Source organism: Idiomarina xiamenensis 10-D-4 (assembly GCF_000299895.1).
GTDB lineage: Bacteria > Pseudomonadota > Gammaproteobacteria > Enterobacterales > Alteromonadaceae > Idiomarina > Idiomarina xiamenensis.
Window position 1 is genome coordinate 62,313 of sequence record NZ_AMRG01000005.1, and the last position, 23,342, is coordinate 85,654.

Sequence of the window (23,342 nt, forward strand, 5' to 3'; positions counted from 1 at the left end):
AGTGGCACGTGCCCGACAGAAGGAAATTGCAGCATGAAAAAAGCACTTTGTATGATTGCCGCCGGTTCGCTGATCATGACCGGCTGTGCCAATATGAGTAACACCCAAAAAGGCGCTTCTATTGGTGCCGTCAGTGGTGCGGTATTGGGTAAAGCCACCGGTGACCACGATAAAAGCCGTTATGTTTGGGGCGCGGCGGTTGGCGCGTTAGCCGGCGCCGCCATCGGTAACTACATGGATCGCCAAGAAGAAGCGTTTCGTCAGGAATTGGCGGGTAGTGGCGTTCAGGTGATCCGCGACGGCGATAATATCCGTCTGCAATTACCCGGTAATATTACCTTCAACACCGGCAGCGCGGCCATTGCTTCAAGTTTTAAACCGGTGCTGGATGATGTCGCCAAAGTGCTCACCAAGTACGAAAAAACCACGCTGATGGTCGAAGGCCATACCGATAATACCGGTGCCGCCGAGTACAATCAGCAGTTGTCATTAAACCGCGCTAACGCGGTGCAAAGCTACTTGCTGGGCAATGGTGTCGATTCGCGTCGGGTCACTACCGTCGGTTATGGAGAGAGCATGCCGATTGCCGATAACGGCACCGAACAAGGTCGTCAGCAAAACCGTCGGGTAGAGCTGAAGATCGTGCCAAATAAGGCAAATTAATCAAACGCTTCAATCAGATCTAAAGGGGTACCCGCGTAATCGCGGCTACCCCCGATCACATAAATCACGCCATTTAACAGCACCGCGGCACTGTCGTAACGGCCAACAAAGGGCAGTGCTAGCGATTGCCATTGGTCGTGCTGAATATCGTAGCGCAGCACACTATCAAGCTGACTAAAATCACCGAACACATAAATGGCTTGCTGGCGCAGCACGGCGCTGCCTGCACTTAACGGATGCGGTGGTGGTGTGAGCGTTTGCCAACCCGCAGCAGCGTTACCTAAATCGAGCATTAACAGGTCTTGCAGCGGCGTTTCATAATCGTTACCGCTGACCGCGTAGAGTCGTCGCCGGTCGCTAACCAATTGTGTTTCACGGCTATCGGGTAGGGCATAGGTGCGGCGCCTTTGGTTGGCATCGAGTCGATACAGCGTGACATGGTCCAGCAGATATAACTTATCGTCTTGTAAGTAGCTGCCACCGGCAACAAATAGCTGTTGGCCAAGCCGTGTTACGCCCGGGCGTTTGAGGTTTAATGGCAACCAATGCTGCTGCGTGACCTGCTGGGTTTGCGTATTGAATACCTCGACCGGCAGTGGGCTGTCGGCATTGGTCTGTTGCACACTTTGCCCGCCGATCAAATAAATTAAATGACCGCCGTCCCAAACCGCGCGGTGATAACGTCGCGGCAGCGTGTGTTCAGGCAACAACTGACGCGCACCGCTGCGCGGGTCGATAATTTCGATATCACCGCTGATGCCATGCCCGGTCATGCCACCAAATACGTAAATCCGTGCGCTGTCGGCAGCGGCGGCATGCCCATAGCGAGCCACCAATAAATGCTGCAAGCCCGGGTTGTCACTATGCACGCTGCTGCACGCCAGCAAGCTAAAGCTGAGCGCTAGCATAAGTAGCCAGCGCATGATGTGAGTGGGATTATCCATGTGCTTAAGTCCGTGCAGTGGTTCTCGAATCAGCTTGCTGAAATCGAGAAGAGATAACACCGACTTTAGCAAATTCAGACACTGTAGGCAGTGACTTTTCGCTAATTTGCCGCACTTACACACTGAGCCCGGCTTACACCCGGTAACCGGCTAGCAATGTTTGTAGTTGTTGTGACAGTTGCTCTAATTCTTCCGCCGCTGCCGCGGTGTCCTTGGCACTGTTACTGCTATCACCAGCCAACTCGCGCATACGCGCTAAACCTTGCGTAATACCGCCGACCACCTGCGCTTGCTGCTCTGCGGCAGTGGCCATGTCACTGTTCATTTGGTTGATCTGATTGACGCCAGCGCTGAGCTGGTCAAACGAGCTGCCGGTTTGTTCGGTGGTGCTGCGCGAGCTTTCGGCATTCTGGTGAACCTGCTGCACTTGCTCGCCCATCGCGCTGACACCCTGCTGCAAACGTTCAATTTGCTGTTTGATATCTTCAACCGACGATTGCGTACGGTTAGCCAGTTGTCGCACCTCATCCGAGACCACTGCAAAGCCACGCCCGTGTTCGCCAGCGCGAGCGGCTTCGATGGCGGCATTTAAGGCCAGTAAGTTGGTTTGTTCGGCAATATCGCGGATCACCGACAGCACCGTACTGATTTGCTGTGAAGCGGCGGTTAACTCGTCGTTATGGTGATTGGTTTGGCTTAATACCTGCAATTGCTGTTCGGTCGCTTGCAGCAACTGCTGCACCCACTGTAGTCCTTGCTGCGACTGCTGTTCCGCTTGGTGGGTGGCTTGCTGAGCTTGCGCCGCAAGGCTGGCTACGTGCTCTGCGGTTTGTTTGAGTTCGTCGGTGGCGTTGGCGACTTGCAGGGTTTCTTGCGATTGTGCCTCAACCGCTTGCTTGGCGTTATCGGCAACATTCGCCAACCGCTCTGCCGCGCTGACCAATTTTGTCGCAGAGTCCTTGGTTTGAATGATGGTCTGTTGCACTTTATCCAGCAAATTGTCAAAGCCATTAGCCAGCGCCCCGAGCTCGTTTTTCGAGCTTGATTTAAAGCGTTTAGTGAGGTCACCGTCACCATCGGTGATATTGACCAAGCCTTCGCTTAACTGCGCTAACGGACGGCTGACAACCCACTGGAATAGCAGTACCAATAGCAAACCAATCAGCAAGCCGACGATGATCACGCTGCTGACCGCTTTAAGCGTTGCCGCATAGACTAAGTCGGCAATATCCGCTTGCGGATAGGCTGTCACCACTTGGTAACCCCAGCCGCTAAAGGGCTGTTTATTGATCACCCATGCCGAGGAGGGATCGCTCAGCAAGGCGTTCACTTGTTCGATGGTTTGCGTTTTGGTGTGCATGCGCACACGTTGTTTGTCATCCACTAATGCGGTAAAGCCATGGCTGAGTATGCTCGCCGCTTCGACCACCTGCTGTAACTCAGTTAGGTCGGCCGAGTAACCGACATACCAGATACCGATAACCTGTTGCTGGGCGTTATGGATAGGCACATAACCGGTTAGATAAGGATTACCTAAAATATCGACCTGACCAAAATAGGACTGACCGTTAGCAATCGCTTGCATGGCTTTACCGTTAGGCGCTAACAGTGTGCCCGTGGCGCGTGTGCCATCGGCTTTTTTAACGTTGGTAGCAATGCGTACAAAGTCATCGCCATCACGCACAAACAGTGTGGCGGTACCGTCCATCAGTTCGGTAATGCGGTCGACCAAACTGGTGTCGTTAGCCATTAATTGTTGACCAAAATACAAGCCGGGTAGTTGGCGTCCGGCAACTTCGGTCTGGCCTTGTAGGGTCGCTGCGCCGAGTCGCTGCGAAGCGTCTTGTAAAACCCTCATACTGTTATGGACGCGGCGCATCATGATGGTATCAAGTACGCCGAGTAGCCGCTGTAATTCAGCTTGGCTGCGCTGGCTGACGGTTTCTGCTTGCGCAACAATGTCGGCGCGGGTGGAAAAGTAGCTGTAACTACCGGCGATGGCCGATAGTAATAGAAATAGCACTGCCAGTAGCGCCATGAATTGCTGCTTAACCGACATAGTGACCTCTGTATCGTTGCGTAATTAAGTACTATGTCGGCGGCGTTTGCTGAATATTTATACACATCTGACGTTTGTCAGAGTTGCAATCGTGCGGGGTTGCTCAATGCGCCACCGTGGCTTGCCAGTTGACGGCTTGCCAGTGGCCATCGCGTTGCACCAATACGCCGCTATTAAAGAAGCGTTGCGCGGCTTGGTCAGCGGCGCTGGGCTGCGCGATCAGGATAAAGGTTAATAGGGCAACGTTGTCATAAAAACGGATTTGTATGTCGTCGGCTTTATACCACGTATCAACGTCGTCTTCGGCGATCAGGCCTTCGGCTTTGACCGCTTGCATTAATACGCCCTTGTCAAAGCGGCTGCCGCTGGAGGTCTGCCCAAAAACGGTCATGGGCCTCGGCGTTGTTAACGCTGGCGCCATATAAAAACTGTTGCAGTTGTTGAGTCACCTGCTGCTGTTGAGTCGCAACGTTGTCGTTGCTGGTTGGCTGCGCACAGGCGTTGAGCATCAGGCTACAGCAAAGCAAAATGAGATAACGCATAAACAGTTCCTTTAGGTAAGCTAAATATGAATCAGTTTAGGTGGCAGTGAATGTCACTGCAATGCCAATACCGCCTGCCATTCGGCATCAGTAAATGGCATGACGCTAAGTCGCTGACCGCGGCGCACCAGCGGATTAGCGCTGAGTGCCGGTAACGCTTTTAACTCTGCCAGCGGCAGCAATCGTGTTAAGTGTTGCAGATAAGTCACTTCGACCGCACTCCAGCGAGCGGCTTCTGCCGTTGTTGCTGATGCTGTGTTGTTATCAACATAAGCATTATCAACATAAGGGCTAGTTGCATCAAACTGGCTGGGGTCGGCGAATGCCGTACGGCTGACTTCGACAATGCCTGCAATGCCCACCTGACGACAACTGGAATGATAAATAAAAACCTGATCACCCAATTGCATAGCGCGCATGAAATTACGTGCCTGATAATTGCGTACACCATCCCAAATAACAGTTTGTTTGGGTGCTGTAGCGATATCGTCGATGCTGCATTCGTCCGGTTCGGTTTTCATTAACCAATAATTCATGGTGATTATCGAACGCCCCTATCGGTTTTCTTGATGCTGGCAGTATACCGCTATTTGCACGCTTTTGTTATTATCGACGGTCTTAGACTTCGCTGCCAACTGGCGACCATTAGCGTTGCCGCGAGGGGTTTAGCATGGCTGTAAAACGCTCGATTCTGGATTTATCACCGATCAACGAAGGCGCACACGCTGCTGACGCGTTGCAACACTCTGTGGCGCTGGCGCAACATGCCGAAGCGCTCGGTTATCACCGTTTTTGGATGGCCGAACACCACAACATGCCGGGTATTGCTAGCGCCGCTACCGCGGTGGCGCTCGGCCATGTCGCCGGACAAACTGAGCAGATCCGCATTGGCGCGGGCGGCATCATGCTGCCCAACTTATCGCCGTTACAAGTGGCTGAGCAGTTTGGTACCTTAGATGCGCTGTATCCCGGGCGCATCGATTTGGGCTTGGGGCGTGCCCCGGGTACTGACCAGCAGACACTGCGCGCGCTACGCCGTGCAGCCAACAGTGCCGATAGCTTTCCCGACGATGTTGCCGAATTACTGATGTATTTAGGCGATACGGCTCCACAACAAGTGGTACGCGCCATCCCCGGGCAAGGTAGTCATGTACCGGTGTGGTTGTTAGGCTCCAGTTTATTTGGTGCGCAGCTGGCGGCGCATATGGGGCTGCCTTATGCCTTTGCCTCGCACTTTGCACCGGATTACTTAGCCGCCGCGCTGCAAGCTTATCGACAAAATTTCCGCCCCTCGGCTTATTTAAAAGCCCCTTACGCGATGGCCGTGGTGAACGTCTTTGCTGCCGACAGCGAAGCCGATGCAAAACGCTTGATGAGTTCTATGCAATTGCAGTTCGTTGCTTTGCGTAAAGGTATGCCAGGACAGCTACCCAAGCCTGTTGATAATATCGAGAAAGTGGTGGAGCCAATGAGTTTAGCGAGCGCCAATCATGCGCTTAGTTATAGTGCGGTAGGCACACCGACACAGGTTGAAGGGTATTTGAAAGACTTTCTGTATCGCTTTAACGTCGACGAAATCATGCTCACCTGCCATGCCTTTGACCAAGCGGCGCGTAAACGTAGTCTGACTATTGCCGCCGAGGCGCTCGCCTAAATGACAGCGCGCCTGCTCATGAGCAAGCGTCAATGAGCAGGCAAATTCTGAACAAAATTTCGGCGAACATTCATCTTAATCGAAGCGAACAACGTATTAACCCTGCACGCCGTTGTGCAGCCCTTTTTTTAAAGGGACTTTGTTAGGTAGGATCACGTTGTATGTTCAGTTCTAAGAAGCGTCAGCAGATTGCTGCATTGCAGACCAATAACGCCGAACTATCGGCAATGCTTGACGCATTTAAGCGCACCATTGCGTTTATTGAGTTCTCTCCCGAAGGTAATATTCTTGCCGCTAATGACAAGTTTTTGAGTTTAATGGGCTTTAGCGGCGACGCGTTATTGCATCAACACCATGCCATTTTGTGCCCGCTTGAAATTAGCAGCGCCCCCGAATATCGCCAATTCTGGCGGGCGCTGGCTGCCGGTGAAGAACGCCAGGGTACATTTTTACGCTTGAACCAAAAACAGCAACCGGTGTGGCTGGAAGCGATTTATTTACCGGTGAAAAACCAGCAGGGACAGGTAGAAAAGGTCGTGAAACTGGCGTTTGACGTGACCAAGGCCACCTCTGAGCATAATTATTTGAAAGCGCTCAGTAGCGCGATTGAGCGTTCGCAGGCGGTGATTGAATTTACCCCAGACGGTCATGTCATCCGCGCCAACGATAATTTTTTGCAAGTGATGGGCTATCGCTTGGCTGATATCGAGCAACAGCATCATCGCATGTTTTGTGAAGATACTTTTTATCGTAACCATCCGCATTTTTGGCGTGAGCTGGCTGCCGGCGAGTTTAAGTCGGGTAACTTTGAACGTCGTGATGCTGATGGTCGGGCGGTTTGGTTAGAAGCCAGTTACAACCCAGTGCTTGATGAACAAGGTCAGGTCACTCGTGTGGTTAAGGTTGCTAGTGACATTACCGACAAGGTGTTAGCGGCAAAGCAGACCGAAGAGGCGACTCGTTCAGCGTTTGCCAGCGCCGAACGTACCGAAACAAAGGCGCACGAGAGTTTGCAGCAAATTCAGTTATCGATGCAAGAAATGGCGCAAATCGATGCTAAGTTGAGCCATTCCGATACGGTACTGACACGTTTAGCAGCGCAGGCCTCGGATATCGATAACATCTTAAAAACCATTAACGGTTTAGCCGAGCAAACCAACCTGTTGGCGTTAAATGCAGCCATTGAAGCGGCACGGGCGGGTGAACAGGGACGTGGTTTTGCGGTGGTCGCCGATGAGGTGCGAACACTGGCTAAACGGACAGCCGATGCCACGCAAAATATTTCGGTGGTGGTCGGTAAAAACCGCGAAGTCGGTGAAGATATGGGCGGCGCATTATCGGCGGTTAAACAAGCCAGGGCCGATACTGTCACCGATGTCAGTCGCCATATTCAGCAAATTGCCGATTCGTCGACGCAGGTCATCGGCGAAATTCGGGCTATTCAGTAAGGCAAAAAGAAAGCGGCAAGGTTGCCGCTTTCTTGATCATATCACTCGGTATCATGCCATTAAAAACGGTATGACAGGGTCAGCTGTACGTTGCGCGGCTCGCCGAAAAAGCCCTGATTGTAAAAATCGATACTGGAATAGTATGTCTTATCAAACAAGTTGCGCACATTCAGACGCGCGGTCAGGTTTTCGGTAAAGTCGTAAGCCGCCATCAGATTCACCAGTGAATACGCCTTTTGCTTAAAGTCGGCGCCATTAGGACCAATACCACGGTTGACGATGTTGCTCTGCCAACTGATGTTGGCGCCGATGGTCAGCGGTTCGCTGAGTTGCCATAGTGCGCTGGTGCGGATCATGTCTTCTGGTAAAAATTCACGGAACGCCGCGCCGTCGGCTTGCTCTGATTCGCTATGTGTATAGCTAAAGAACAAGTTCACGGTATCACTAGGCTGGCCGGTAATTTCGAATTCATAACCCTTGTTACTGGTGCCTTCCACGCCGCGTTGCGGGAATGAACCGTCCGGTAAAGGTTCGGTGAAGTTAGGATCTGGTTCGGCAACGTTATCTTTTTTGACTTTAAAAACGGCGACGCTAGCGGTCACCGCTTCGTCAAAAAAGTCACCTTTAATACCCAGTTCGCGGTTGCTGCCTTCTACCGGATCCAGTAGCTCGTTGTTAGCGTTACGAGCGTTCTGTGGCTGGAAAATTTCGGTATAGCTAGCGTAGGCCGAAATGCCTTCGACAATATCGAACACCAAACCGGCATACGGTGTGTTGATGCCATCCTGCTCGTAGTTTGACGATGAACCAGACACTTCGTATTGGCTAAAACGGTTACCTAGGATCAGCGTTAGCTGGTCGTGCAGATTAAAACGACCGGCGATGTAAGCGCCTTTTTGTGTGGTTTCTTGGTCGCTCAAGAACGGCGTCACAGCAGCAAAATCAGGCGGCGCGATGTTACCGTCCCAAGCCAGAAAGTCGCCGACTACTAACGAGCCGTCAGAGCGGGACTCTGAGGTCAGGTCTTCTTTCGAATACAATAAACCGGCGGTTAAGTTGTGCTCACGGCCAAATAACGAAAACGGACCCGACGCCATCACCCGCACCGCATCTTGCTTACGCTCTGCTTGATAATGGTTGGCCGAGGCGCCCATTCCTAAACCGGTGTCTCGATCAGGAAAACCGGATAAATATAACAAGTAGCCGTCCATCTCGTCGTCACGACGTTCGTATTCTAGGTGCAGATCCCAGCCGTTCATAAACTGGTGGTCAAGCGAGATAAAGCCATTGGTACCGTCGCGTTCCCAGCGACTCCATTTGGCCGCGCTAGTGGTTGAACGAGGCAGGTCGTCAGCTTGGCTACCATCGGCGTAAAATAACGGCAAAGCGCCCCAAGTTGAGCCTTTCGGGTTGCGTTGACTGTGGTCAAAACCGACGCTCAGCAGAGTGTTATCGGTTAAGTCGGCGGTCATCACACCATACAGTTGCAAGTTTTGCTTTTCGGCATAATCGACGAAACTCTCGCCCTTTTCATAGGCACCAGCAAGGCGTGCTTTAACCACGCCATCGCTGGTCACATTGGCCGAGTAATCGGCCTCTAAGCGACGATGATCCCAGCGTCCAACTTGAGCACTCACATAACCGCTGTTATTAGCAGTCGGACGTTTACGGATCAAGTTGATGGCAGCCGACGGCTCACCGGCGCCGGTCAACAAGCCGGTGGCGCCGCGCACAATTTCAATACGCTCGAACATGACGGTGTCGGCAACGGCGTCGTTAAAGAAGCTGTTGTATTGCACCGGTACGCCATCAAATTGAAAGTTGGTGATGTCGTTACCGCGAGCACGGAAGAAAAAGCGGTCGGTTTCGGCGCGTTGCGCCTGAATACCGGGCGCAAACATCATCACGTCAGCGACGTTTTCTAAGGCAAAACCCTCAATAAACTCTTCGTCGATGATGGTCACCGATTGTGGTGTTTCGCGCAACGTCATGTCTAGGCCGGTAGCGCTAGCGGTGCGGTCTAAACGACTACCGACCACTTCGATTCGTTCGACATTGCGACCTTGTGCGCTATCGTCAGCAGCCGCTTGAGCGACAACCGGTGTCAGCAAAACGGCGCTAATGGCTTGTGCAATAAGCGCCTTACGCCATAAAGGTTGAGAAATTGATGTCATTATTCACCCCTTAAAAATGGTATTTAAAGTTAGCGGTGATAGTACGCTGCTCACCGTAAAAGCAGTCGCCGCGTGCTAAACATGACGTCACTACCGTTTTGTCGGTCAGGTTATTGGCGTGCAGGCTGACACTATAATTGGCCCAGTCGTAGCCGATCATGGCGTCAAATAAGGTATAACTGGCGGTCTCCAGCGGTTGATTCAGCACCACGCCATTTTGTTCGACATAGGCGCTACCATCCCAGGTGTTGCCGACAAAGCGCGCTCCGGCACCGACTTTGAAGCCTTGCAGTTGCTGCGGGCGGTAGGTTGCCCATAATGATGCTTGCTGTTCGGGGGTAGCTGATAACTTCGCGCCTAATTCACCGACCGTGTTACTTTCGGTAATTTCGGTATCGGTGTAGGCATAGCTGGCGTAAATATCCAGTTCATCCCAAGCTAACTGAGCTTCTAATTCCACGCCTTTCACTTCGGCTTCGCCGATTTGTACGCGACCGTTAGGATCGATAACGGCTGGGTCTGCGGCTTGCTCGGCGCTTAGTGGGGTTTGTCGGTTAAGCTCTTTGATTTGATAAACCGAGGCGGTGATCAAATGCTCGGTGCCTTGCGGCTGGAATTTAACCCCAGCTTCCCATTGCTCGCCTTCGATGGGCTTGAAGCTGTTACCGTAAGCATCGGTGCCTAATAACGGTGAAAATGATTCGCTGTAGCTCAGGTAAGGTGATATACCACCCTCAAATAAGTACATGACGCCCAACCGGCCGGTGGTGGCGTATTGGTCGGTGGCGGCGCCGAACTCAGGGTTAGCGGTGGTACGGTCACGACGTAATGCCGCCGACACAATCCACTTATCGGCGATACGCATATTATCTTGGGCGTAAAAACCCAATTGGTAGTTCTTATTGGATGGCATATCTTGCACATCGGCTAAAGTCGGCAGGTTCACAGCTTGACCGTAGACGGGATCGTAAACGTCCAATAGGCCGATTTGTGTCTGTGTCACAGTATCGCTATCGGTATAGGCATCTTGGAAGTCGATACCGAAGGTTAGCTTATGCTCAACGGCGCCGGTCAAAAGCGTGCCGTGAAGTTGCAAATCGCTGGTCCAACTGCGGGCATCGGCGTCAGAAATATAGGCTAAACGTTGAATACTGCGGTTATCGTCTTGGAATACCGGCGGCCAGCCGTAAATGGTTCGGTAATCGGCGTGGCTATCGCTATAACGGGTGGCGAAACGTAAGCGCCAGTCGTAGTTGATGTCGTGTTCAACAATGGCGGTAATCGCATCTTGCTCGGTGTCGTAGCGGTCAAAATCTGGCTCTGACATAAAGCGCGAACTGTCGATTGGACCAAATTCGTTAGGCAATAATGTGCCCTGCCAAGGGAAAAACTGTGTGCTGGAACCGGATTCGTTACGCTGGAAGTTACCAATCAGGGTGATTTTGGTATCGTTATCGACCTGCCAGCTTAGCGATGGGTTGATCACGCGGCTGTTGTCTTCGACATAGTCGGTCTGGGTATCGCTATCACGGTACAGCGCGACAATACGGCCCTGCAGCGAGGCGTCTTGGTTTAAGGCGCCGGTAAAGTCAGCGGCTAACTGTTTGCGCGAAAAGTTACCTAACTGTGCCCAGATCTCGCCAGCCGGTTCGGCTTGTGGACGTTTGCTGACCAAGTTGATGATGCCGCCAGTCGAACCTTGCCCGTAAAGCACCGAACTGGGGCCTTTAAGAATTTCGATTTGCTGCAGTGTATAAGGGGCAGAGCGCACATTATTGTAATTGCCGAAGAGGCTCTTTAAACCGTCTTGATACTGTTGCGGGGCGACGCCACGAATTTTAGCCGAATCGACGCGGGTATCGATACCGTAAGGGCCGTTATATAAACCGGCGACATAACCAATGGCATCTTGAATGGTTAACGCGCCGAGATCTTCTAGTCGCGCGGTGGTCAGTACCGAGACTGAAAGTGGGGTTTCAACAATTGGGACGTCTGATTTCGAGCCCGTCGCGCTGACGTACGAAATCAAGCCGCGGGTACTCTCGACTTTGATGACTTCGATGTCGCTGTAATCTGCTTCAGTGTCGTTTGACGTTGCTGAATCCTGAGCAAGAACATTGGTCGCGCTTAGCGCAAAAGCAATACTGGCGGCGATGGCCGATAGTTTGCGAGTCATGAAACCCCCACAACTGGATACTGACGAATTAATAGAAAAGACAATCGCATGCTGACGCCTATCAAGCGTGCTCTGGACGTCTGAGCGTTATTGTTAAGCACTGTTAAGTAACAGCTGCGGCGATCATAAATGAAAACTATTCTTATTTAAAGTGTGTATTGATAACAATTCGCATTGCGTCTACTATACAGGCAGTTGAGTAAACCGTTTTTAACGTAGGTTTTAACGCAGGGTCGGGATGTTTTCATGAGTAAGCGCATGTGGTTTAAATTGCACGGTTGGTTTTCGTTGCCGATCTGGGTGCTGTTTTGTTTTATCTGCCTAACTGGCACCATTGCGGTGTTTAGTCATGAATTGACTTGGCTTTTCAACGAAAACGCGCGAGCTAATAACCCTGATAACTTGCCAACCAAGAATGTCGCCGAACTGGTCGAGGTGGTCGAACAAGCTTATCCAACCGCCGACGTATCGATGGTGCTGACTTTTGAGCCATACCTAGTTAACGCGGTCATGTTCAGCGACAGTGATAAGCCCATAGCGTTGGCTTACATTAATCAATATAGCGGCGAGATTCAGGAAATTAATGAGGGCATGACCTTTATTAACTTTATGCGGTCACTGCACAGTTGGCTGTTATTCCCATGGCAAAACGGTTACAGCATTGGCTATTACTTGGTCAGCGCCATGTCGTTTGTGATGCTCGGAGCGCTAGTTACTGGTTTAGTGATTTATAAACGTTTTTGGCAGTCGTTCACGCAGCCTAAAGTGCGTACTCACCAAGGCCAGCGTACCTTGTTGGCTGATTTACATCGCTTAGGTGGAGTCTGGTCTATCTGGTTCTTAATGATCATGAGTGTGACCGGGCTCTGGTATTTGGTTCAGGCAGTGATTTGGCACGCCGACATTGATTTGGAAGGTCATCCGCCGGTGGTGGCGGTGAGTGAAATGGCCGACGCTAACGGCGAACCGGTGACGGCACCGGTCGGCTTTGCGCAGGCATTAGCAACGGTTAAGCAGCGCTTTCCACAGTTTCAACCGACTTATGTGCTGTTGCCTGAGCATAATCGCGACATGTACCATTTTTATGGTGCTGGCGACGAAATCTTTTATGACCAATATTCTTATAACGTGGCAATTAACCCATGGACCGGCGCTATTGCTGACGAAAAGTCACCGGCGACCATGTCACCGCTTGTCACTGCCACCCATGTTGCCGATCCGTTGCATTACGGCACCATCGGCGGTATTTGGACAAAAGCCATCTGGTTTATTTTTGGACTGATTTTAACGGCGATGTCGATCACCGGCTTTATGATGTGGGCAGGTCGCACTTATAAGGCCGCGCGTGCTAAACAGCGCGTTGATGTGGGCAGCAAAGCATCGCTGCAAAAGCGGGAGGTATAAAAGCATGGCTCGTATACAAAATACCTTTTGGCAACGTAATAAATTTAAGCTCAGTGGTTTATTACTGATATTCCCCATTTATTTTCTGTACCAACAGCTTAACGTTAGCTTTCCTGATGCTTGGCAAACCCAGCAGGTGGGGCCGTTTGCCGTCACGCCGATGCCGCTGGATATGAAGCAGCCGTACAGCCACCATGAAGATTACGTTAAAGACTTTATGCTAATGTTTGAGCCGGGGCAGATAGCGCAAATTCGCCAAGGCTACCTCAATATCGGCCCGCAACCGCTGCCGCTGGCACAGTTACAGCAAGATGATGTGGGTATTTTGCATGGCAGTCGACACAGTCAACACGTGCATGGTATTGCGCCTGCGCTGACATTGTCGGCAGACGATAAAGTCTGGTTAACGCTCCAAGATTGGCAGGGCGAGGTGCATGTCGCCAGTTGGTCATTGCCGGATGCGTTAATTCCAGCCAGTTAGCGTTGTCGGTGATGAATTAGAAAAAGGGTGGCGCCAGAGCCAGCCCTTTTTTCTTCACACGCAGGATCAATCTACATCTTGTTTGATGATGCTCCCATCAACTGGATTGAACTGAATTTCAACACGCTCTTGTTGCGCGTTATAACCAGAAATTTCGTAGCAGTCACCATCCGTGACATTGAATTCATTAATTTCGTAGCCGTCTTTCTCGAGGCGTTCTCTAAAGGCTTCTTTCTCCATCCAGTTTTCTTGCGATTGTGTTGTGCATTGAGTCGAATCTTGGCCTGATTGCATCATGCTCCCGCCGTCGCAAGCAGCTAATGTCAGTGCGGCCATTGCTGTTAGGCTGAATGCGGTCAAATAGCGTGTAAACATAGTGATTTCCCTCCATCTTCCCTAAATAAAGAATTGTCTTTTTGGTTAAATGCCGTACTCACCTTGGTATAAATACTTATAATCCACTCGGCAAGTTCACTTACGCAAAGTTTACCTATGAGACTAAAGCTGCGATCTCGAATCTCGAGCGTGGTGTGATTAATGCTCAAGATAAATTCTTAATTTTCTATAAAGTTTATGGTATTAAATGTAAATAAAACGTAATTTTTGCTTGGTAATTTTACCTGTAGCCGGACAGGTCATATTGATGAGATCACGCTGCGTCTGTAGGTAACTGCGTGTGTCTAAACGTTTGATTAGCTATTTTAATTATAAGTATTTGCAGCAAAGGAAATGGTCTATGGTTCGTTCATATGCAGTTAAACGCAGCATTGCAGTAATCGCGATTGGATTGTCATTGGTTGTCGGCGGTTGTTCTAAGCACCCTGAAGAATTTGAAGTGGAAATTGGTCAATTAAAGGTCTCTAACGGTAAGCTCAACGCGAAAGCTTACCTTTTCAATGACGAGCTTCCGGAGCTGGCAAAAAAAGCCAGTAAGATAAAAGAAAATCGTTATCAAATAGTGGAACAACTGAAAGGCGAGGAAGAGCCAGAATTTGCTAGCGATAACGATTTAACTGAACGTTACTCAGCGGCGCTTGAGAAAGCGAGAAAAGTTTACGTAAGCTTACCTGATGCCGCTAAAACGCAGCAGATGCAAAGGGAAAAACAAGCGAAAGCCGATGTAGCAGAGATAGAATCAACATTAGCTGGACTGCGTCAGAAACAATCGAAATTTAATGCGGTAATTCAACCGCAACTTGATGCTTTGGAAAAAACTGAAGCTGAATATGAAAGCATGTTGCAGCTAAGGGATGGCAAACATCTCAAAGCCATAAACCAACAGCTAAATACTTATATTGTTGATAACGCGATACCTGTTCGAAAACTGGATGAAGAGAAAGACCTACCATTCAACTGGAGTGTCGTATCGGTTTCTCGCAGCGGCGAGTGCCGTCAGCGAAGAAATAAGTATTTAATCGGTAGTATTCCTGATATTGCGCCTTGTATCTACCTATCACTGGATTATCAACTGCGTCGAACTAAACAGGCCGATGAGTTGGCTCAGATCATCATTAACAATGTTGTTCCCTACATCCAGACGGACTGGATGTTGAGAATGAATCAAGGGGAACACGTCAGTCTTGTCAAACAAGTTCAGGATGCAAGGCAAGCGGTCAATAACGCAAAAATTGTCGCTCGTAACCAAACCGACGTTGATATTAATCGCGTCGAGCGTGAAATAGCCCGGACTGAGCGTCGTTTAACACAGTCACAGCGTAACTTAGCCAGTATTCAAGATAATCCGGTGACAGCAGAACAGTTATTGTCTGAAAATGCAGACATTCAGAATGTAATGCGGTCGTTACGCGGTTTAGTTGATGAGATGGTAGAAAAGGAACTTCGCGCCGCCATAGATCAGGGAGTTATCATTGCTGAAAAGGACTATGAGAGCCTGTCAGGTACCTTGCCCTCAACCGATGGAACCAGTCTACTGCTGCTTATCAGTGTAAAAAATGTATGGTCACCGGTGTTTATTGCCACTTATACAGACCTCGAGCAAGACTGGGAGGATAAGGTGGTGGTCACGGAAGAAAACTCCTCGATCAAAGCACTCAGAGGATTTTCTTTAACATCGCCTAAATTAGATATTCTAAAGGTAGCACTTGATAGCTATTTCGAACATAAAAACCAGTCGTAACGCGGCTATATAGCAATAGTTTGGTCAGTGATGTTTTGCTGTAAGAATCGTTGCCAAGCATAATAAGCTAAGGAAATAATTGATGAAATCTATATCAAAGGCGATGGTTTTGGTTTGCACAGTAGGGCTGCTAAGTGGCTGCGAGATTCAGCGTATTGATGCCAAGACGGCGCCTAATTTGGAGCAACGTGAAAATGGTCCATTACCGCAATCGCTATTAGCTGATTTAGAGAGAGATATTCGGAGTTTAGTGACTCAAGTGCATCGTAGCCAGGTACAATCCCCGGTGAATAGCGGCGGTAGTCAAGACAAGTACCGCATCGAAGCACAATTGGTTCAGCAAAGTGATTCTGGATATGTAGCAAAAATTCAAGATCGATTTGTTTGTTCAGAGGTTCAGGTCACTTATCGTTTTAATTTTCATGATAGCTATTTAGATTCCACGTCCAGACGGCGCTTTATCAGCAATACGGATCAGTATCAGAGAATTGATAAAGTGTGTGACTACCAAGTCAGTGGACAGCAAACTTATCAGCAAGGCTTAGCTCAGCGTTTGTAAGTGCTATAAGTAAGCATGACGAACTGAGTAAAATCGGCCCATTCAGTAACCATAAAAAAGCGCGCCAGCGTGTTAGCGATGGCGCGCTTTGCTAAACGGTTCCAATTACACCATGGGTTTAATACCGCTGTCGGCATGCGACGACTTACGCCATACCGAGGTAATACGTGATGAGCGTACAATCAACCAGGTTAAGCCAAATAAGGCTAATGCTAACACTGCCGCTAACCAGCGGCGGTAGGTGCTGGCGGTATAAATGTCGCCATTCCCTACAGGTACCGCTTCCGGCGGCGCAATCGGTAAACCGTAGCGTTCAGCTAAGTCTTTAATGCTGATGAATTGAATACCCGGGACTCCCTCTTGTAAGAAGTAGCCCATTACCGTTTGCACCGCGAAAGCTCGCGCTGGTGCGTCGGTGATATAGCCTTCACCAAACAGGTCGTCAATACCTGCTGGACCAACGATAGTGGCACCGCCGCCGACGTTAACGAAGGCTTTGATTTCACGACCGTTAGAGTGCTCGCGGAACAAGGCAATACGATTAGCTACCGCTTCTTGATAGTTTTTCGGGTCTAAAAACGGGATACCCGCTTCGTCGATAGCGCCACGAATGGTGCTCAAACCCTCTTTACTTAAGCCTACACCACGGTCTTCGATACCCCCCATGGATGCTGCAATTGGCTTTAACTTAATTAAACCGGCGCTGCGTAATTCGCGCTCCATATCGACCCATAGTAGATCCGGCACGTTAGCGCCCCACTGCGAGGCCGACGCCGAAGCGATGACGATAGCTTCGGCACCCATCGCCTCTACCGCCGAATAGACCGCCAAGTTTAGCGCTGGAAATGAGCCCGATACGGTGACCGCGACTAAGTCACCCTTTTCGACACCGGCTTGTGCCAATAGCTTGACCGCTACCGCTGCCCAATTGGGGTTCAACGTGGTCATTTTTGACTCACGCGCACCATGTACCGAGGTCACCGAGCTAGCCGGAATGCCCAACCAACCTGAACGTTGAGGATCGTAATCGGGATTAATCGGTTCGATTTGCGCGCGCTTAGTCTTGATCAGCTCCATCGCTTCGCTCATGTTTTTAGCGGCCGACACCATGGTGGTGTAGTTGTCGCTAACCAGCGGGTCACGTTTTTGCATATTTTCCGCCGCTAAGAAAATCAAAATAGCGGCAAAGGTCAAGAATAATAGGCCCCAGGTTGGTATGCCTGAAGAGCGCCAGTAAATTTTAGTAAAACTCATTGTCTGTTCTCCTTACCAACCAGGCATCTGGAATGCTTGCGAGGCTTCATAGTTAGCCAACGCTTCGGGCATGATGACGATCAGCGCTAAGCGCACTAACACCGCAGTAACCGCCAAACCACAAAGGGTTTGCAGCACGCCTTGGCGGTCAAACCAAATGGCTATCAAACCGGGAATGATATAACCCACCAGTTTGGTTTCGATAATGGTCATCATAAAGTTTGATTCCAAGGCGGCTACCTGAGCCTCGGCTTCACCGGTACCACCGACCATTTGCAGGTTGACCCAAGAGACTAAATTCGCCAAGAAGATATCTAAGAAACCAGCAATTAAATAACCGGTTAAAATCATGATGATGGTTTGGCGACGGCCATAAATGATGGCAAAGCTAGCGATGGTGCGCACAATTAAGAAAGTCACTAACGCCGCGGTTAGGGTTAATGCGATATTCATCGGGTTGGTAAGCTGCAGCGCCATGTAGCCAGGTACCACTAGGCCGCCAGCGGCTAACCCCAACGCTTGGCTAAGTAATAAGGTAAAGAATAAGCCAACGCCAATGGCGACGGCGAGAATATTTAATGCCATCATAGATCTTCTTCCTTCAATGAGCGGTTTTGGAAAAAGCGGGCGACTTGCTCGCCACCGCCGTGGATGTTACAGACACCCACAACCAGCGCTCGCTTTCCGCTCTCTTCTAAAATACTTTCGGTAATGTCAGTAATGGGCGCGCCTTCCATGACAAATAAGCGCTCTGGGTCCATACCATTTTTAACCGCCGCGCGGACGAATAACAGCGTACCTGAACCCATTAAAATATACTTATCAGCAGTCGGCCACTCAGACACCGCATCGGCCATTTGCTGCGAACGATGTGGACGGTCGGCACGACAGTTGATCAGCAATACGCGCCGACGTTCGTCACCGTGCTTGTCGATCATTTGTTGCCAAATGCGGCCAGTTGACTCGGGATCGTTGGCGGCAAAAGCGTTAACGAACACGATATCGCGTTGAAAGTAATCGATATGCAGTACCTGCATGGCTCCGGCTTCCGGCGCCAACGAAGTCATACCGGCTAAAGCATCTGCGCGATTAACCCCTAATTCGGCGCAAATTTTCAGCGCTAAGGCGACGTTTTCTTTATGCTCGGCATAACGAAAACGCGACATCTCGTCGTCGCTGATGGCCTCAACTTCTTCTTCGGTAACCCCATACAGGGTCGAGTTACGGTCTTCGGTACTGTGTTCAAACACATCGAGTAAATCACGCTCGGCGGTGAACAGTTGGCCGTCGACCGGCGTGCTACCGGCTAATGCTAAAGCCACATCGCGCTCGCCCGGACCCATCACATCTAAGTGGTCGGCACGGGCGTTGGTGATGACGCCCACGTTCGAGCGCACCATGCGTAGCTCGCTGAGTGATTGGTAGTGTGGCTGTAATGCCATACATTCGATAACGACGATTTCTGGTTTTAACGCCGCCATGCGTTTTAAGGTGCGCATTTGCTCCAAAATATTGGCACCGGCGATACGATAAATCGGAAATTCTCTGCCGTCGGGGTCGGTTAATGCGGCCGCAGAGCCAGTGGTTTTTGCGCAAACGCGCTTACCGCCACTACGCAAACCGGCGGCGATAAGCCGGGTGACACTGGTTTTACCGCGCGTGCCATTGACGTGCACACGCACGGGTATGCCACGCACGATGGCTCGGTGCCGCCAAGCTTCAAAAAGCCCAGCTAACACCAATAGCAGCCATAACGCTGCCATGACGATGAGTGTACTTGGGATAGACACCGAATACCTCCCTGTTAAAAGCACAATAGGTTAAAGGTGTTACGCTAATGTTTTGGTTATAAGCCGTTATTTTTTATCACAGAGCTTTTATAAATCTCTGATTTTTACTTTGTTTTTACGTCTGCCAGCGAGTATGGACGAACTGGTAAGAAGAACCGCAAACCCATCTCGATGTGTTGCCATATGATATAGCGAGCAAATGCGGGCTCACCCCAACCATAGACATAAACAGTAAAAACGTCAGCTTTTGCAAAATGGATGACTACGCCGCTCGATATTTTTTCAGGCAGCGTTAACCGCCAACTACACAATCGTTAGCGTTATCAAGTTATGGCGTCTTTTGATAACCGCGCATACAGTGCTTCAAGCGAGTTCTATCGTCACCCATCGTCAGTGCTTGGCGGGCGCGCTCATAAGCTAACTCGGCTTGTGCTTTAACCTGCCGACGTAACTCGCCATGATAGATTTGATGCAAGGCCAGCAGCGACTTTTGTAAGCGTAACTGCACTTCAATAAGGCTAGCGCCGTCGCGGGCAATGGGGGTGAAAACATCGTCTAATAAATCGGCGCTGTTTAACATCGGTACCCATACTCGGGCATAAGGCATGTCATCGCCATGGCTAGGTGCTTGCTGGTCTGGTAGTGGCGTTAAAACGCGCACCGCGCGGCTAAGAATATCAATCGCCGTGCCGGGATCGTTGACCGCCGGCGACAGCGCACGACTGGCAATTTCTGCAAGTACTGACAAGCCAAAACGCGGGTCTTGATCAAACGAACGAAAGTGTCCGAGGGTTAGGCTACGCGTCAATTTATCGCGTAATTCATCCAGGGCTTGTTGACGATACTCGGGGCTATCGACGTTATCAGCATCGATTCCGGGTTGTGGGTGTGGTAAATCGACGTAGCCGATGACGCGCTTGGGGTGCACGAAGTCTCCGGGTAACACCAATAAAAATACTTGGGCTTGGTAATCATCGGCTTTGTCGGCCAGACCGGCGATATCGATGTGCTGAATATAGGCAACTTGCTCGGCATAAACCGGCTCGGCACTGTCGGGTATGGTGACCGCATCGGTTAATGGGCGGCCGCCCAAACAGGGGCTTTTGATTCTGGCGTTAAGGGCGCGTGCAGCGGCCTCTTCAACGCGCCGACTGCTGTCACCGACGCGACCAAAATTGGACAGGTGGCTGATCCAACGCAAAATCGTAATGACAATCAGCACCACTACCGCAATGGTGACAATGAATAACACAAAGCGTCCAGCATCGCTGTAAGCGTTGGTACTTAATGCGATTAAACCGACCAGAGAAAATAAAAACGAACCAATAAAGGTGGCAAGTACGTTTTGCGTGGTGGTGTCTTGCATCAGCAAGCGCGTAGCTCGTGGTGTGACATTACTGGTTGCGGCACCGTAAGCCGACACCATGACGCTCAAAGAAAAGGTGGTGACCGCCAGCATGCTCGATGCCAAAATATTTAGAATACGGTCGACCGCATCGGCGCCGATACCATATTCCCACTCACTGGGTAAAATCCATTGCGCCAAGGTTGCTAACAGAGCCACGATGATGGCAAAAATGGCAAACAGCGAGGCGCGCAACCACAGTGTGCGCGTTAATTGTGCCCATAACCACTGCCATTTTGACATCATGTCGTTGTTGTCCTTGTGCGAAAGAGAGCGAGTTGTCTCGTCAATAATAAAATAGCGCTACTGACATGCTAAAAGATCTCTGCCGGTATGGCTAAGTGTATTGCTAAGAAATTACTCATTTAGCCGTAAAAGCGACCACTTTAGTGTGACTCTTCGGCGTTTTAAAAGGCAAATGCGTCCATTGCTAACACGCCGTGACTGATACTGCTGTGTAAATGTTGTGCGGGCAAGTCACCCGCGCCAGCGGCAATCAGCAGCGGTAAAAAGTGTTCCGGCGAGGGATGATTAGCCAATACCTGCGGCGCTTGTTGCCAATGGTTTAAGGCGGCCAGCGAGTCGCTTTGTAATTGCGTTGTGACCCAGTCGCGAAAAGTTAACACCCAGTCGGGAGTCGCGCTGTATGCTGGCTGCAGTCGCTGTAGGTTATGCGTCAAACTGCCGCTGCCGAGAATTAATATATGCTCGTCACGCAGTGCTCGCAGTTGCTGCCCTAACGCCAGCAGTTGGCTATTTGACCAACGCCACGGTAGCGATAGCGACACCACGGGCACGTCGGCGTCGGCAAATAGCCAGCGCAGTGGCACCCACACGCCATGATCGAAGCCTCGCTCGACCAACTGCGCAGCGCATAGTTTGGCAATACGTTGCGCTAGTTGGGGTGAACCGGGGGCGTTATAACGTAAGCGATAGAGTTGCTCTGGAAAACCATTAAAATCATGCACGGTGGCCGGCGCTGAGGTTTGACTGACTAACAACTGCGAGCTGGTCCAGTGTGCCGATATCACCACGATCGCGCTGGGTTTGGCGCGACCACTGAAGTGTTGGGCGGCGTATTGTTGCAGAAACTGCGCGGCGGGCTGCGAGTCCCAGCATGGGGGAACCATGCGAAACAAATAAACTGGGTAACATGGCTTAGCGTCCTTTGACGGCCCATTTGCCGCCGCCTAAGCCGGCTTGCACTAGCAGCGTAATGGTCCAGAAAATGGGGAACTCCCAGCCGCCGCCAGCATTAGAGAATACCCAGCCGTTACCCATATGTACCCAGGCGGCGCCCAATAGCACCGGCACCAGCAGTAGGCTGATCAGGCGAGTATAGAACCCTGCAATCAATGCCAAACCCCCACCGATTTCGGCGGCGATGGTGAGGTAAGCAAAAAAACCGGGTAAGCCTAACGATTCAAAGTAGGACACCGTGCCGGGTAGGGTAAATATAAAAACTTTCATTAACCCGTGGGCGAGGGTCATTACGCCTAAGCTGACACGCAATAAGGTGGTTGCATACTGATTCATTATTTTATCTCCAAAAGGGTACAGGTTACGTCGTTAATGGCGTGAACCGCTGCCATGCCAAACAGTGTAGATGGAGATATATAAAATATAATCAGCTTAAATGGTAAAACATTGTTTCTTTATGGATGACAATCAATCGATGTCCCACGTCGCTGGGTTACCCCACCCCTGTTTTAAGTAGTCGCTGAGCAGGCGCACATTGGCTGACAGGTACTGACGCGCCGGGTACACCGCATAAACACCAAGTTGTTCTGCTGGCTGGTCGTTGAACAGTGTACGCAAACGCCCTTGACGAATACTCTGTTGCACCAAAAAGCTGGGTTGATAAGCGATGCCTAAGCCAGCCTCGGCGGCGATCACTAAACTGTCACCGTTATTGCTGGCAAAGTAACTGTCGACACTGATGGCTTGCTTGGCGATGTGCCAAGTATTGCCGTGACGGCTACTGTGATAAGTCAAGCAGCGATGCTGCTTGAGTTCGGCAAGCGCCCGTGGCGTCCCCTGACGAGCCAGATAATCAGGCGCGGCGACGACATGCATGGCGCAGGTTGCAAGGGGTTTGGCGACATAACTGGCATCATCTAAATGACCAATGCGGATAGCCATATCGTAGCCTTCTTCGAGCAAATCCACACGTCGATCATTTAAGTCTAGCTGCACCGTTAATTGCGGATGTTGCTGCATAAACTCGGTCAGTAATGGGGCCAGATAGCGAATGCCAAACGACATGGGGCCGTTAATGCGTAGCCGGCCGTGCACTTTATTGGTGCTGGCGCTGAGTTCTGCGGCAGCATCGTCTAGCTGTTGCAATGCCAGTTGGGCTTTGTCGCGATAGCGGGCGCCAGCGTCGGTCAATTGTAGCCGTCGCGTGGTGCGTTGTAACAAGCGTGCGCCTAACGCTTGCTCGAGTTGCATGACCAGCTTAGAAACCTGCGTGCGGGATAAATTTAGCGCGTCAGCGGCACGTGTGTAGCTGCCTAAATCCACCACTTTTAAAAAGGCTTGAATAGCACTTAACTGGTTCATTGCTAATCCATCGTTGCTGGCTGGTAGCGCTTTGTCAGCGCTTGTGAGACCGCGTTGAAAAAGCACAATATGGGATTTTTTGTATGCTAA

At 50.6% G+C, this 23,342-nt stretch carries 22 protein-coding genes; 7 read left to right on the top strand and 15 right to left on the bottom strand.

Translation table 11 applies throughout. From position 1 onward, the window contains the following. Positions 1-33 precede the first annotated feature (33 nt). A complete protein-coding gene (locus A10D4_RS05050; RefSeq protein ID WP_008488153.1) occupies positions 34-663 on the top strand; it encodes a YiaD family glycine zipper/OmpA-like lipoprotein in 630 nt (209 codons plus the stop codon). Here A10D4_RS05050 and A10D4_RS05055 read toward each other — a convergent pair. The 5 genes from A10D4_RS05055 to A10D4_RS05075 form a co-directional block, all read right to left on the bottom strand. Further along, the gene (locus A10D4_RS05055; RefSeq protein ID WP_008488154.1) at positions 660-1,607 is read right to left on the bottom strand and encodes a Kelch repeat-containing protein; all 948 of its coding nucleotides are present in this window, start codon (positions 1,605-1,607) and stop codon (positions 660-662) included. The genes A10D4_RS05050 and A10D4_RS05055 overlap by 4 nt on opposite strands. A 133-nt stretch (positions 1,608-1,740) precedes the next feature. Then, positions 1,741-3,645 carry a methyl-accepting chemotaxis protein gene (locus A10D4_RS05060; protein ID WP_192811508.1) on the bottom strand — a complete coding sequence of 635 codons (1,905 nt, stop codon included), beginning with the start codon at positions 3,643-3,645 and terminating at the stop codon, positions 1,741-1,743. 124 nt (positions 3,646-3,769) lie between these two features. After that, on the bottom strand, positions 3,770-4,003 hold the full coding sequence (locus tag A10D4_RS05065) for a hypothetical protein (protein WP_008488157.1): 234 nt from the start codon (positions 4,001-4,003) through the stop codon (positions 3,770-3,772). Positions 4,004-4,016: 13 nt separating this feature from the next. Next, on the bottom strand, positions 4,017-4,208 hold the full coding sequence (locus tag A10D4_RS05070) for a hypothetical protein (protein ID WP_008488159.1): 192 nt from the start codon (positions 4,206-4,208) through the stop codon (positions 4,017-4,019). Positions 4,209-4,261: 53 nt separating this feature from the next. Next, on the bottom strand, positions 4,262-4,744 hold the full coding sequence (locus A10D4_RS05075; protein ID WP_008488160.1) for an EVE domain-containing protein: 483 nt from the start codon (positions 4,742-4,744) through the stop codon (positions 4,262-4,264). A gap of 134 nt (positions 4,745-4,878) precedes the next feature. On the opposite strand from A10D4_RS05075, the gene A10D4_RS05080 reads away from it, so the two are divergent. Together A10D4_RS05080 and A10D4_RS14465 are read left to right on the top strand one after the other, a co-directional pair. Beyond that, positions 4,879-5,862 carry an LLM class flavin-dependent oxidoreductase gene (locus tag A10D4_RS05080; RefSeq protein ID WP_008488161.1) on the top strand — a complete coding sequence of 328 codons (984 nt, stop codon included), beginning with the start codon at positions 4,879-4,881 and terminating at the stop codon, positions 5,860-5,862. 161 nt (positions 5,863-6,023) lie between these two features. After that, positions 6,024-7,310 carry a methyl-accepting chemotaxis protein gene (locus tag A10D4_RS14465; RefSeq protein WP_008488162.1) on the top strand — a complete coding sequence of 429 codons (1,287 nt, stop codon included), beginning with the start codon at positions 6,024-6,026 and terminating at the stop codon, positions 7,308-7,310. Between the two features lie 59 nt (positions 7,311-7,369). Here the strand turns inward: A10D4_RS14465 and A10D4_RS05090 are convergent, their stop codons facing one another. Beyond that, a complete protein-coding gene (locus A10D4_RS05090; RefSeq protein ID WP_008488163.1) occupies positions 7,370-9,484 on the bottom strand; it encodes a TonB-dependent siderophore receptor in 2,115 nt (704 codons plus the stop codon). 10 nt (positions 9,485-9,494) lie between these two features. Beyond that, a complete protein-coding gene (locus A10D4_RS05095) occupies positions 9,495-11,660 on the bottom strand; it encodes a TonB-dependent siderophore receptor (protein ID WP_008488164.1) in 2,166 nt (721 codons plus the stop codon). A gap of 246 nt (positions 11,661-11,906) precedes the next feature. Here A10D4_RS05095 and A10D4_RS05100 point away from each other — a divergent pair, with 246 nt between their 5' ends. Both A10D4_RS05100 and A10D4_RS05105 read left to right on the top strand, forming a co-directional pair. After that, positions 11,907-13,064: a PepSY-associated TM helix domain-containing protein gene (locus A10D4_RS05100; protein ID WP_008488165.1), complete on the top strand. Its 1,158-nt coding sequence runs from the start codon at positions 11,907-11,909 to the stop codon at positions 13,062-13,064. Between the two features lie 4 nt (positions 13,065-13,068). Then, positions 13,069-13,545: a hypothetical protein gene (locus A10D4_RS05105; RefSeq protein ID WP_008488167.1), complete on the top strand. Its 477-nt coding sequence runs from the start codon at positions 13,069-13,071 to the stop codon at positions 13,543-13,545. 66 nt (positions 13,546-13,611) lie between these two features. Here A10D4_RS05105 and A10D4_RS05110 read toward each other — a convergent pair whose 3' ends face one another. After that, entirely contained in the window at positions 13,612-13,920 is a 309-nt protein-coding gene (locus tag A10D4_RS05110; protein ID WP_008488168.1) for a PepSY domain-containing protein, read from the bottom strand. A gap of 361 nt (positions 13,921-14,281) precedes the next feature. Between A10D4_RS05110 and A10D4_RS05115 the strand changes: the two genes are divergently transcribed. Beyond that, the gene (locus A10D4_RS05115; RefSeq protein ID WP_008488169.1) at positions 14,282-15,682 is read left to right on the top strand and encodes a hypothetical protein; all 1,401 of its coding nucleotides are present in this window, start codon (positions 14,282-14,284) and stop codon (positions 15,680-15,682) included. An 82-nt stretch (positions 15,683-15,764) separates the two neighbouring features. Next, a complete protein-coding gene (locus tag A10D4_RS05120; RefSeq protein ID WP_008488170.1) occupies positions 15,765-16,241 on the top strand; it encodes a hypothetical protein in 477 nt (158 codons plus the stop codon). A 105-nt stretch (positions 16,242-16,346) separates the two neighbouring features. Here the strand turns inward: A10D4_RS05120 and pgsW are convergent, their stop codons facing one another. The 7 genes from pgsW to A10D4_RS05155 form a co-directional block, all read right to left on the bottom strand. Beyond that, positions 16,347-17,495, bottom strand: coding sequence for a poly-gamma-glutamate system protein (gene pgsW / locus A10D4_RS05125; RefSeq protein WP_008488171.1), 1,149 nt, complete (start codon positions 17,493-17,495; stop codon positions 16,347-16,349). A 12-nt stretch (positions 17,496-17,507) separates the two neighbouring features. Further along, positions 17,508-18,083: a poly-gamma-glutamate biosynthesis protein PgsC gene (gene pgsC / locus A10D4_RS05130; protein WP_008488172.1), complete on the bottom strand. Its 576-nt coding sequence runs from the start codon at positions 18,081-18,083 to the stop codon at positions 17,508-17,510. After that, a complete protein-coding gene (gene pgsB, locus A10D4_RS05135; RefSeq protein ID WP_051002088.1) occupies positions 18,080-19,285 on the bottom strand; it encodes a poly-gamma-glutamate synthase PgsB in 1,206 nt (401 codons plus the stop codon). The genes pgsC and pgsB overlap by 4 nt, the downstream gene beginning before the upstream one ends. A 328-nt stretch (positions 19,286-19,613) precedes the next feature. Beyond that, positions 19,614-20,936 (bottom strand): DUF2254 domain-containing protein, encoded by a 1,323-nt coding sequence (locus A10D4_RS05140; protein WP_008488174.1) that lies wholly within the window; start codon positions 20,934-20,936, stop codon positions 19,614-19,616. Positions 20,937-21,097: 161 nt separating this feature from the next. Continuing rightward, the gene (locus tag A10D4_RS05145) at positions 21,098-21,820 is read right to left on the bottom strand and encodes a DODA-type extradiol aromatic ring-opening family dioxygenase (protein WP_008488175.1); all 723 of its coding nucleotides are present in this window, start codon (positions 21,818-21,820) and stop codon (positions 21,098-21,100) included. Positions 21,821-21,848: 28 nt separating this feature from the next. Beyond that, positions 21,849-22,226: a DoxX family protein gene (locus A10D4_RS05150; RefSeq protein ID WP_008488176.1), complete on the bottom strand. Its 378-nt coding sequence runs from the start codon at positions 22,224-22,226 to the stop codon at positions 21,849-21,851. 132 nt (positions 22,227-22,358) lie between these two features. Next, a complete protein-coding gene (locus tag A10D4_RS05155) occupies positions 22,359-23,252 on the bottom strand; it encodes a LysR family transcriptional regulator (RefSeq protein WP_008488178.1) in 894 nt (297 codons plus the stop codon). Between the last annotated feature and the right edge of the window lie 90 nt (positions 23,253-23,342).